This is a genomic window from Variovorax sp. Root318D1 (genome assembly GCF_001424835.1).
Lineage (GTDB): Bacteria > Pseudomonadota > Gammaproteobacteria > Burkholderiales > Burkholderiaceae_C > Variovorax.
In genome coordinates, this window is the sequence record NZ_LMCQ01000008.1 from 100062 (window position 1) to 112168 (window position 12107).

8 protein-coding genes and 1 tRNA gene are annotated in these 12107 nt (G+C 64.7%); 6 read left to right on the forward strand and 3 right to left on the reverse strand.

Going from position 1 to position 12107, the window contains the following annotated elements; genetic code table 11:
- Window positions 1-44 precede the first annotated feature (44 nt).
- A complete protein-coding gene (locus tag ASC78_RS08705) occupies window positions 45-3803 on the reverse strand; it encodes a DUF2339 domain-containing protein (protein ID WP_055799389.1) in 3759 nt (1252 codons plus the stop codon).
- A gap of 131 nt (window positions 3804-3934) precedes the next feature.
- On the reverse strand, window positions 3935-6343 hold the full coding sequence (locus ASC78_RS08710) for a UvrD-helicase domain-containing protein (protein WP_055799391.1): 2409 nt from the start codon (window positions 6341-6343) through the stop codon (window positions 3935-3937).
- A 206-nt stretch (window positions 6344-6549) separates the two neighbouring features.
- Between ASC78_RS08710 and ASC78_RS08715 the strand changes: the two genes are divergently transcribed.
- On the forward strand, window positions 6550-7527 hold the full coding sequence (locus ASC78_RS08715) for a GMP reductase (RefSeq protein WP_055799393.1): 978 nt from the start codon (window positions 6550-6552) through the stop codon (window positions 7525-7527).
- A 28-nt stretch (window positions 7528-7555) separates the two neighbouring features.
- Here ASC78_RS08715 and ASC78_RS08720 read toward each other — a convergent pair whose 3' ends face one another.
- Window positions 7556-8422 carry an alpha/beta hydrolase gene (locus tag ASC78_RS08720; protein WP_055799395.1) on the reverse strand — a complete coding sequence of 289 codons (867 nt, stop codon included), beginning with the start codon at window positions 8420-8422 and terminating at the stop codon, window positions 7556-7558.
- 89 nt (window positions 8423-8511) lie between these two features.
- Here ASC78_RS08720 and ASC78_RS08725 point away from each other — a divergent pair.
- The 5 genes from ASC78_RS08725 to ASC78_RS27420 all read left to right on the forward strand — a co-directional run bounded on the left by ASC78_RS08725 (window position 8512) and on the right by ASC78_RS27420 (window position 11991).
- Window positions 8512-8587, forward strand: a tRNA-Ala gene (locus tag ASC78_RS08725).
- Window positions 8588-8908: 321 nt separating this feature from the next.
- On the forward strand, window positions 8909-10597 hold the full coding sequence (locus ASC78_RS08730; protein WP_055799397.1) for a sensor histidine kinase: 1689 nt from the start codon (window positions 8909-8911) through the stop codon (window positions 10595-10597).
- A gap of 19 nt (window positions 10598-10616) precedes the next feature.
- Window positions 10617-11309 (forward strand): LuxR C-terminal-related transcriptional regulator, encoded by a 693-nt coding sequence (locus tag ASC78_RS08735; protein WP_055799400.1) that lies wholly within the window; start codon window positions 10617-10619, stop codon window positions 11307-11309.
- Between the two features lie 253 nt (window positions 11310-11562).
- A partial coding sequence (locus ASC78_RS27935; protein WP_268810388.1) for a response regulator transcription factor occupies window positions 11563-11786 on the forward strand: 224 nt, incomplete at its 3' end.
- Window position 11787: 1 nt separating this feature from the next.
- Window positions 11788-11991 (forward strand): response regulator transcription factor, encoded by a 204-nt coding sequence (locus ASC78_RS27420; protein ID WP_268810389.1) that lies wholly within the window; start codon window positions 11788-11790, stop codon window positions 11989-11991.
- Window positions 11992-12107: the final 116 nt, after the last annotated feature.

Sequence of the window (12107 nt, forward strand, 5' to 3'; positions counted from 1 at the left end):
AAAACAAACGCACATCGTTCGGCGAAATGCCTTCACACCCTGCTTCACGCGACACCTCCTTCGGGCAACACATCTTTCTCCATGTCCCTGCGCGTTGGCGGCACCGGCGCGAAATAGCCCACCAGCAGCAGCAATGCGCCCACAGCGATGAACGACACGATGCGGAACAAGCCGCCTCGGTCGGCCAATTCGACGAAGAACAGTTTCAACACCACAACGCCGAGCAGCGCGGCGCCGCCGACCCACAGCGTGCGCACCCCGCGTCCGTGACCCAGCACCATCGCGACCACACCGCAGATGGCCCATGTGATGGAGAGCGCCGCCTGCGTGAGCCACGAGGCGTAGAGCGCATCGAAACGCCACTCGACACCCGCATAGTGATGGCAGCTGCGCAACACCATGCCGGTCAGCAGCGCAAGCCCAGTGAGGCCGAGCACGCCCTTGGCAACCATGGGCTGCACGCGCGCGAACGATGCTTCTGGCAAGGCACGCCACCAGAGCACCAGCGCAAAGAGCACCAGCCATTGCGCAAGCTCCAGCGGGTTCAGCAGCGGCACGTAAGGCAGCGGCGATGCGTTGCCCGGGCTTGTGGCATTGGTGACCCAGACCCACGCGAGCACGTAGGCCGCCACCGGCATCGCCGCGACTTCGAGGTACGCGGTCCGGTACTCCGCCACGGGCCAACGCTGCAGCAGCGCGCGCGAACGCAGCATCCACAGCGCAACCGCGGGCACGATGGCCCAGCCCAGCAACTGCCAGCTCGACCATTCCGCGCCCACGCTTCCGAGCTGCCATTGGCATTCGCGCGCTGCCAACAGCACAAAGAACCAGAAGCCCGCCACGTGCCAAGGCGCCAGCGCCGACGGGGCCAGCCAGCGCTTCTGTGCATGCAGGAGCCGCAGGTGCCAGAGCAGCGCGAGCGGCCAGGCGATCCAGCCCAGCGCGCTCGACGGCACATACACCGCGGGCGCCGCCAACGCAGCCCCATGGGCGGCAATCAGCACCAGGCCCGGCAGGGTGGCCAGGGTGGCGCGCCCCAGCTGCGGCCAGCCGCGCCGGTGCGCCACGACCGCCGACAGGACGGAGCTCACGAGCACGATCGCCAAGGCGGCTGCGGCCACATGGCCAGCCAGCCCGTTGCGGCGCAGCACCGCGCCGGATTCGTCCAGCCAGCCGAAGAGCCACCAGGCCAGGCCCCAGATCACCGGCACCCACAGCACGACCGGATTGGCGCACCAGTCGTTGATCCAGCGCGTGCGCTTGGCCGTGGTGGTGCCTTCGGTGTCGCGCCGCCATGACTCGCCGCTGATCCAGCTGCCAGCCAGCAACGCCGCAAGCCCCAGCACCACCGGCGTCCAGAAACCCAGGTGCGCAAATGCCGGCGGCGGATTGTTGCCGTAGTAGATCCAGATCTGGCCAAAGACGTAGAGCAGCGCCGAAATGACCTGCAGTGCGCCCGCCAGCGCCGCGAGCGGCTTGTGCGCCATGCGCAGCGCCACCCAGAGCACGACCGTGGCCGTGAAAGGCCACAGTAAGGCAGCCTGCGCAAGGCTCACCTGGAACAGCATCGCGAGATGCAGCAGGCTCACGCCCGCAATCACCGCGACAGCGTTGCCCGCCGACCACACCGGCTGAATGCCGCGTGCCAATGCGGCGCGGTGCGCCTGCAGCATCGACCAGGCGGCGCTGCCGAGCAGGCTCAGCGCGATCAGGCTAGCCGCCACCGCGCCCTGCCAGCCGGTTGCAAGCACCTCGTCGCCGGCACGGGCATCGGCCACGCGATGCAGCGTGGTGATAAACCCGGCCACCGACAGCGCCTGCATGCCATACGTCACGAAGGCCAGCAGCCGCAGCTCGAAGCGCACCGCCAGCGCAAAGGTGGCGGATGCCAGCACCGCCGTTGCAGCCGCCGCCCACGGCGGCGTGAACCACTGCCACAGCAGCAGCGTGAGCGCGCCCATGCCGAGCCACGGCAACGCGGTGCCCACCAGCGCTTCCCAGCCGTTGCCTTCGTCCAGCTTTGCGCGGCGGTGAATGGTCCACATCGCAAAGGCGCTCACCGCCACCAGCAGTGGGCCGATCACGGAGCCCTGCAAAAGCGGATGCCCCGCCGCTGCGTCGAGCTGCGTGGCTTCGAGGAGCTTCCACACCGCACCAGCAAACACCAGGAAAGAGAAGGCGCGCGCATACACGCGCCCCTGCCGCGCACCCAGCCAGTACATGCCGGCCGCTTCCACGGCCCAGGCCGCACCCGTCCACCGGCCTTCGAAGCCGAGCGGAATGGCGAGCGTGCCGAAGATCACGCCGACGATCGCGTAGGCTTCCGCCAGCAGTGCCAGGCCTTTCGGCTGCGTGGCGAAAACCAGGCGGCCCATCACCAGGTAGAAGGCTGCGAGCGCCATTGCCGAGAACGCGGCGCCGTATTCCCACGGCTGCATCAGCAGCACTTGCATGCCGAACGCGACCATGGGCGTGCCGAACACGAGCGAGCTGTCGACCCGGCCCGCGCGGCGCAAGGTATCGAGCGCGCGCGCGGCCAGCGGCTGCGCGGGCTGAACGGGTGCATCGAACAGCGTACGGCGCGCGAACAGCAGGCCGATGGCCACGAACAGCAGGAAGAACACCAGGAGGAAGGGCTGCACGATGCCGTATTGGTCATCGGTGTAGTACTTGTGCGCCCAGCCCGCGGCCAGCGTGAAGGTGCCGACGAAGCCGATCAGGTTCAGCACCCGCCAGGCCTTGAACCAGGCGATCAGCACGATGCCGACATCGAGCACCAGCAGGTAGGTGAAGAGCCCCACCGGCCGGTTCTGCCCCGTAGAGGCCAGCACCGGCGCCGCAAAGCCTTCGAGCACCGCCACGATGGCCAGCGCCGGCGCGTTCTGCAGCACCGCCAGCACCGCGCTCAATGCGGCCACGCCGAACAGGAAAACGAAGCCCGCAGTCGGCGGCAGCAGTTCGTGCACCTTCATGGCCGCCAGCGTCGTCAGGTAGAAGACGCCGATGCCGGCGCCCTGCAGGATCAGCGCGTAGCCGGTGCGCTTGCGGCGTAGAAACCAGCCCAGGGCCAGCAGCCCCGCGCCCACGAGCGCGACCGCCGCATAGCGCAACTCGACCGGCACGGTGACGCGTTCGGCCGTGTAGCGCAGCAGGAAGGCAAGCCCCAGGAAGAGGATCAGCACGCCGAGCTTTACCAGCATGTTGCCGCCGAAGATCAGGTTGGCGATGGGCGCCGGCAGGCGGTCGCGCAGCGGGACCGCGGGAGGTGGCGGCGGAGGCGGCGGGCGCCGGGGCGGCGCGGGCATGGTTATGGGCGGCTTGGCGGCCACGGGTGCGGCTGGCTCGGGATGAGCCTTCGCGGCCGCGGCGCTGCCGGCCGGCGCATGAACATGCGCCGCAGCCGCTGCCGCCGGGCGCGCGACGGGCGTGGGTACAGGTAAAGGTACCGGTATGGGTAGAGGCTGCGCGGCCTGGACTTCTGGCCTGGCAGGCCCAGGCACAGCCAAAGGCATGGGCTCAACCGCCGTGCCTGCTGCGCCGTGCCCCAGCCGCTGTTCAAGCATGCTCACGCGCTGTTCGAGTTCGGCGACCCGCTGCTGCAGCTTCAACACGCCGCCCGCGGGCGCAGCGGTGGAAGGTGGCGCCGTGCTTTCAGCCTCGGTGCGTGAAGGCTCGGCGGCGGTTTTCTTGCCGACGATCTTCGGCAGTGCAAACGCGCCGACGACCGCGAGGATCAGAGCGGCCGGAACCGACTCGGCCAAGGCCCCTATGAAGAGCCCGGCAATCATTCCAAGGAACCACATCCCAACTCCCCTTATTTTTGGCGAGCAAGGAGTGTACGGCGATTGCTTCTCAAGAAGCGGCTGAAACGCCCGTGGTTATTACGGCCTAAGCTATTTGTTTAATAGCAAATTTGCCCAGGGCATGGCAGCCCTCAAACCGGAGTGAGCTTGGCGACCGACAGCGCGAGCCACTTCACGCCGTGCCGCGTGAACTTGACCTGAGCGCGCGCGTCGTCGCCCGTGCCCTCCAGCGACAGCACCGTGCCTTCGCCGAACTTGTTGTGGAACACCTGCATGCCTGAGCGCAGGCCGTGCGAGGGCGCGGTTTTCTGCGGCGGCACCGGCGGGCTTGCATAGGTGTCCTTGTTGCCGCCGTAGCTGCTGCCGCCGCCGCTGTAGCCGCCACCGCCGCCGCGCGTGCTCGCATAGCCGCCGCCATAGCCGAAGGCCGAGGGCGTGAAGGCCTGGTTCTTCGGCGTGAGCCACTTGAGTGCGCCTTCGGGCAGCTCTTCGAAAAAGCGGCTCTTTACGTTGTAACGGGTCTGACCATGCAGCATGCGCGTTTGCGAATGGCTCAGGTACAGGCGCTTGCGCGCCCTCGTGATCGCCACGTACATCAGGCGGCGCTCTTCCTCGAGGCTTTCGAAATCGCTCATCGAGTTCTCGTGCGGGAACAGGCCTTCTTCCATGCCGGTGATGAACACGCAGTCGAACTCCAGGCCCTTGGCGGCGTGAACGGTCATCAGTTGCACCGCGTCCTGCCCGGCCTGCGCCTGGTTGTCGCCCGACTCCAACGCGGCATGCGTGAGGAACGCGGCCAGCGGGCTGAGCGTTTCGCCCGTCTCGGCATCGGGCGCGAGCGGCTCGTCCATCAGCGGCCGGTTCGGATCGATGCCCTGGCTCGCAAGCGACTGGCGCAGTTCGTCGATGGGAAGCGCCACCGCGTCGCGGCCGAAGCCTTCCTGCGTGACGAAGCTCTCGGCCGCGTTCACCAGTTCTTCCAGATTCTCGATCCGGTCAGCGCCTTCGCGGTCGGCCTTGTAATGTTCGACGAGGCCGCTGTGATCGAGCACCAGTTCAATGATCTCGCGCAGGCTCGCGCCCTGCGTCTGCTCGCGTAGCACGTCGATCTTGGCAACGAAGGCCGTGAGATTCGAACCCGCCTTGCCGCCCACGGCATGCACCGCGTCGTGCAGCGAGCGCCCGGCCGTGCGCGCCGCGTCTTGCAGTTGCTCGAGCGTGCGCGCGCCAATGCCGCGCGGCGGAAAGTTGACCACGCGCAGGAAGCTGGTGTCGTCGTCCTTGTTCTCGAGCAGGCGCAAATAGGCCAGCGCGTGCTTGATTTCGGCACGCTCGAAGAAGCGCAGGCCGCCGTACACGCGGTACGGCACCGACGCATTGAAAAGCGCCGTTTCGATCACCCGGCTCTGCGCATTGCTGCGGTAGAGCACGGCCATTTCCTTGCGGTCGAAGCCGTCGCGCACGAGCTGGCGCATTTCCTCGACCATCCACTGCGCCTCGGCCAGGTCGGTGGGCGACTCGTACACGCGCACGGGTTCGCCCGGTCCCTGGTCGGTGCGCAGGTTCTTGCCGAGCCGCTTCTTGTTGTGGCTGATGAGCTCGTTGGCCGAATCGAGGATGTTGCTGTAGCTGCGGTAGTTCTGCTCCAGCTTGATCTGATGCTGCACTTCGAACTCGCGTACGAAGTCGGCCATGTTGCCCACGCGTGCGCCGCGAAAGGCGTAAATGCTTTGGTCGTCGTCGCCCACGGCAATCACGCTGCTCTGGCCCGGCGTGAACTGGCCGGCCGCGGTGACCCCCGAAAGCATCTTGATCCACGCGTACTGCAGGCGGTTGGTGTCCTGGAACTCGTCGATCAGGATGTGGCGGAAGCGCCGCTGGTAGTGCTCGCGCACCGGATCGTTGTCGCGCAGCAGTTCATAGCTGCGCAGCATGAGTTCGCCGAAGTCGACCACGCCTTCACGCTGGCACTGCTCTTCGTAGAGTTGGTAGAGCTCGACCTTTTTCCGGTCGTCCTCGGTGCGGATCTCCACGTCTTTCGGGCGCAGGCCGTCTTCCTTGGCGCCGGCAATGAACCACTGCGTCTGCTTGGCCGGAAAGCGCTCGTCGTCGACGTTGAACTGCTTCATCAGCCGCTTGATGGCCGAAAGCTGGTCTTGCGTGTCGAGAATCTGGAAGGTGGAAGGCAGGTTGGCCAGCTTCCAGTGCGCGCGCAGAAGGCGGTTGCACAGGCCGTGGAAGGTGCCGATCCACATGCCGCGCACGTTGACGGGCAGCATCGCCGTCAGCCGCGTCATCATTTCCTTGGCGGCCTTGTTGGTGAAGGTCACTGCCAGGATGCCGCCGGCGGAAACCTGGCCCGTCTGCAGCAGCCAGGCGATGCGGGTGGTCAGCACCCGCGTCTTGCCCGAGCCGGCACCGGCCAGAATGAGGGCATTGCCCGCAGGCAGGGTGACCGCGGCGCGCTGCTCCGGGTTCAGGTTCTGCAGCAGTGGCAGTTCCAAGGGGGTGGCATCAGCCGCAGGTTCGTTAAACAACATCCGTCGATTGTAGAAACCAACCCGTATGCGGGTTATATGAAGAACCGGAAGACCCGCCGCCGGCAGACTGCGTAAAATCAATCACCGGGCCCAAGTTTCTTGCGTCCGGTTTTTTGTGCCCGTTTCCTTTTCGAAAGCGGCACCGGAACCGGCCGGACCAAGCGCTCATTCGTTCTTCTCAACGATTCCTCTTCAGGAGCCTGGTCATGCAAATTTTCGATTACGACAACATCCTTTTGCTTCCGCGCAAGTGCCGCGTGGAAAGCCGCTCGGAGTGCGACGCCAGCGTGACGCTGGGGGCGCGAAGCTTCCGCCTGCCGGTGGTGCCGGCCAACATGAAGACCGTGGTCGACGAGCCAATCTGCCTCTGGCTGGCCCAGAACGGTTACTTCTACGTGATGCACCGCTTCGATCTGGACAACGTGAAGTTCGTCAGGGAGATGCACGGCAAGGGCGTGTTCGCCTCGATTTCACTCGGCGTGAAGAAGCCCGACTACGACACCGTCGACCAGCTGGCGGCCGAGGGCTTGGTGCCCGAATACATCACCATCGACATTGCGCACGGCCACGCCGACAGCGTGAAGAACATGATCGGCTACCTGAAGCAGAAGCTGCCGGCTTCCTTCGTGATTGCCGGCAACGTGGGCACGCCTGAAGCCGTGATCGACCTGGAGAACTGGGGCGCCGACGCAACCAAGGTCGGCATCGGTCCGGGCAAGGTCTGCATCACCAAGCTCAAGACCGGCTTCGGCACCGGCGGCTGGCAGCTCAGCGCGCTCAAGTGGTGTGCGCGCGTGGCCACCAAGCCGATCATTGCGGACGGCGGCATTCGCGACCACGGCGACATTGCCAAGAGCGTGCGCTTCGGCGCCTCGATGGTGATGATCGGATCGCTCTTCGCGGGGCACGAGGAGTCGCCGGGCCGCACGGTCGAAGTCGACGGCACGCTCTTCAAGGAGTACTACGGCTCGGCCAGCGACTTCAACAAGGGAGAATACAAGCACGTGGAAGGCAAGCGCATCCTCGAGCCCATCAAGGGCAAGCTGGCGGACACGCTGGTCGAGATGGAGCAGGACGTGCAAAGCTCCATCAGCTACGCGGGCGGCCGCACGCTGATGGACATTCGCAAGGTCAATTACGTCACGCTGGGCGGCGACAACGCGGGCGAACACCTGCTGATGTAGGCGCCCTCCCCGGCTCCGCCGGGCTGGATCAGGCTTCCAGCAGCTGCACCGCGTGCCGGTGCAGCGTGTGGGCGGGGTCGGCCAATGCATCGACGACGCTGAAGTGATTCAGGCCGTCCAAGGTCTCGCACACGGGCACGCTGTTGCGACCCCAGGCCTCGCGGATCGACGAGTTCTGTCGAATGAATTCCTCGCTCTCGTCGCCTCCCACCATCGCGTGCAGCTGGCCACGCGCAGGCGCGGGCCAAAGCGCCGGACTGGCGCGCAGTGCATCCGCGTCGGTGAGCTTCAGCGCGTGTTCGAGAAACGGCGTGCGCTGCAACGGCCGAAGATCGTAGAGGCCGGAGATCGAAAGCGCATTGCGCACCAGCTGCGCCGGCAACTCGGGCGATACGGCCTTCCAGGCGCAGGCGAGCAGCGCCGCCGCCATGTGGCCGCCGGCCGAGTGCCCTGCCACTGTGATGCGGGTGGGGTCGGCACCAAAACTCGCGGCATTGCGCCAAGTCCATTCGAGCGCGCGCACCATCTGCATGACGATGTCGGGCACCGTTACGGGCTGCTCCGCCGTTCCGGGGCACAACGCATAGTTGGGCATCACCACGCACACGCCGCGATCATTGAACGCGGGCGCAATGAACGAGTGGTCCCGCTTGTCCATGGCGCGCCAGTAGCCGCCATGAATGAAGACCAGCACCGGCGCATCGGCCACGGGCGCGGGAAAGATGTCGAGCGTTTCGTTCACGCCCGGGCCATAGGGTACGTCGATGCGGCCGGGAAGCGTTTCGCGCGCCACTGCCGAATCACCGGCCCAGCGCGCGAAGTACGCGGGGTGATCCTTCACCCGCGCAAGATTGTTGTACATGCCTTCCAGCCAGGCGGGTTCGTACGAGGCCATGCGGTTTTTGCTCCTTCTTTTTGAAGGCGCGAATCTTGTCACGCCCCCTGCGCCCAAAGGCATGTTCTGGTTAAAATTCGGCCTGTGTTGGGGGGGTAGCTCAGCTGGGAGAGCGCCGCGTTCGCAATGCGGAGGTCGTGAGTTCGATCCTCATCCTCTCCACCATCACCTATTCAAGGGCTCGGATGCTTCCGAGCCCTTTTTTCTTGCCTGTTTCAGCCGCATTCCCGGGTAGATACATCTACCGGGTGACTCTCGCACTTCGCATCAATTGGTAACAAAAGTACACACTGACCTAGGGATTTAACAAAAAGTATTGCTTTCGACTACAAAAGTAGTAATGTGAATTCCTCACACAATATTAATTTTGGCGCAAAAGTGAACCAAGGTGTTACGTCCCGCAGATCCCTTCCCAGGGGTATGGGCGTCTCGTTGTTCTTGACAACCGGTGAGGTATGAGCCTCTCCGCGTATCAGAAAACCAGCGATGCCTGCCACTTCCATCGACCCGGATTTCGGGACCGACTCCACCCTGACAGCCGACGCGCTGATGGTGGCGCGCATGCGGCTGGTGCTGTCGGTTTCAGCCCTGCTGGCGGTTGGCGTTGACGCCGGCGAGGTAGAACAGGACATCGGCAGGACCGTCTGGATCGTCTTCTCGGGCTTCTTGGCTTACAGCCTCGGTGTTTACATCTGCACACGAACCGGCCAGCCGTATTTTCAGGGCAAGGCCATCCACTGGGTGGATGTCCTGTGGTTCACGCTGATGGTCCTGGTGACAGGCGGCGGCGTCAGCCTCTACTTTCTCTTCTACTTCTTCGCCATTCTCACCTCGTCGTTCCGGTGGGGTTACGAAGAAGGCGCCCGCATGACCATGGCCTCGGTGGTGTCGTTCGCCGTCTGCGGGCTGGGAACAGGCACGGGAAACGACACGCCGCAATTGCTCATGCGCACTACCTTCCTCCTGGCGCTGGGACACATGATCGGGCATTGGGGCGGCTCAAAGGTCGAATTGCGCCGGCGCCTTGCGTTGCTGAGCCAGGTGAGCCGCCTGTCCAACCCGCGGTTCGGCGTCAGCCGCACGATTGCCAGCACGATGGAAAAAACGCTGGCCTTCTTCGATGCAAGCCACTGCATCCTGCTGATGCGAGACACCGATACCAGCAACTGGGTGATGCGCTCTCTGGGGAAAAGCGACACAGGCGAATCCGTCAGTGTCGAGACGATCGAACACGTTTCCGAGTCGCCGCTGATGGCGCTGGGCACCGAGGAAGTCGTGCTGAGCAGCCGACTGCCCTGGCTGATGAGCCTGATGCGTGCCCACGGACATGCTTGCGACCCTCGCACGCACCGCTGGCATCCCCAGGACGAGCAGGGTTTGCGGCGCAGTGCCGCGGTGGCCGCCATGCTGGAGGCTCGCAGCTTCATGACCGCGCCGCTGCCAATGCGCCAGGGAGAGGGACGAATCTACGTGTCTTCCCAGGAAGGACTGTTCCGCAAGTCCGACGCGCTGTTTCTGGACCACCTCATCAGCCAGGTCTTTCCGGTCATCGAGACCATCAAGGTGCTCGACGGCATGGCCTCGGAAGCCGCCTCCAAAGAGCGCCTGAAGTTTTCGCTGGACCTGCACGACACCGCGATCCAGCCCTATATCGGCCTCAAGCTGGGACTGTGCGCGCTTCGCAAGAAGGCAGCCGCCGACAACCCACTCATCGACGACCTGGACAGGCTGGCCGCAATGGCCGAGAGCGTGGTGGCTGATCTGCGCCACTTTGCCGGCACCGTGAAGCACGGCGCCGACAGCCGCTGCGAATTCATTCTTCCCCACCTGCACCGCCAGGCGGCGCGCATCAAGACGCTCTATGGCATCGATATCCAGATCGTCGTCGACGGCGACGTCCACCTGGACGACCGGATGACGGCCGAAGTGCTGCAGCTGGTGCGCGAAGGGCTCAACAACATCTGCAAGCACACGCATGCCCACCGCGGCCGCATCCGCATTGGCTGCACGGACGGCAAGCTGCAGATCCGGATCGAGAACGAGGCCTGCGGCGCTGATTTCTCGAACTTCCGCCCGCGCTCGATCAGCGAACGCGCGGCAGCACTCGGGGGAAGCGCGGAGGTTACCCAAGGCATGGGTGGCGCTACCGCGGTCCTGGTCGAAATACCCATCTGAAAAGATAAAAGGGGCAGACATGCAACCCATCACTGCGGATCATCCCATCGGCGTCATGCTGGTCGACGACCACCAGACCATGTTGTGGGGGCTCTCGAGGCTGATCGATGGCGAACAGCCGCGCATGAAGGTGGTCGCCACCGCAAGCTGCTTCGAGCAGGCGCTGGAACACACCGTGCACTACGTGCCCGACGTCATCGTGCTCGACCTCGACCTAGCCGGGCAGTGCTCGCTCGACATCCTGCCAAAGCTGCTGTCGAACGACATTTCACGTGCCCTCGTTCTCACCGCGGAGCGCCGGCAGCAAACGCTGGACCTCGCCGTGCTGCGCGGTGCCAGGGGCGTGCTGGGCAAGGATGCTTCGGCGGAACAGGTCCTGGATGCGATTCAACGCGTCCACAAGGGCGAGCTGTGCATCGACGCGCAGGCGATGGGCCGCGTGTTCTCCGAGCTGACCTCGCCCAAGAAGCCGGCGAAGGCGAATCCCGAAGAAGCCAAGCTGGCCAGCCTGACGCAGAAGGAACGGCAGGTCATTCGTGCCGTGGTCGAGGGCAGCGGCGCTCCGAACAAGACGCTTGCGTCACGGCTGTTCGTGACCGAGCACACGTTCCGCAATCACCTCACGGCGATCTACCAGAAGCTTGGTGTGGCGAACCGGCTTGAGCTGTATATCTACGCGATCAAGCACCAGCTGGACGTGGTGCCTCACTGAACGCGAGGCAGGTGAAGCCGCCGGGTTGACTGCCCGGCTCAGTGGCCGGTGAGCATCGGCAAGTTGGGTCCGAGAACACTCGCAGCGATTCGCAAATGCTGGTTATGTGGCCGCGNGCCGCCGGGTTGACTGCCCGGCTCAGTGGCCGGTGAGCATCGGCAAGTTGGGTCCGAGAACACTCGCAGCGATTCGCAAATGCTGGTTATGTGGCCGCGTATTCTCCGAGCTGACCTCGCCTAAGAAGCCGGCGAAGGTGAATCCCGAAGAAGCCAAGCTGGCCAGCCTGACGCAGAAGGAACGGCAGGTCATCCGTGCCGTGGTCGAGGGCAACGACGCTCCGAACAAGACGCTTGCGTCACGGCTGTTCGTGACCGAGCACACGTTCCGCAATCACCTCACGGCGATCTACCGGAAGCTGGGTGTGGCGAACCGGCTGGAGCTGTATATCTACGCTATCAAGCACCAACTGGATGTGGTNCTGACGCAGAAGGAACGGCAGGTCATCCGTGCCGTGGTCGAGGGCAACGACGCTCCGAACAAGACGCTTGCGTCACGGCTGTTCGTGACCGAGCACACGTTCCGCAATCACCTCACGGCGATCTACCAGAAGCTGGGCGTGGCGAACCGGCTCGAGCTGTATATCTACGCGATCAAGCACCAGCTGGACGTGGTGCCTCACTGAACGCGAGGCAGGTGACGCCGCCGGGTTGACTGCCCGGCTCAGTGGCCGGTGAGCATCGGCAAGTTGGGTCCGAGAACACTCGCAGCGATTCGCAAATGCTGGTTATGTGGCCGCGT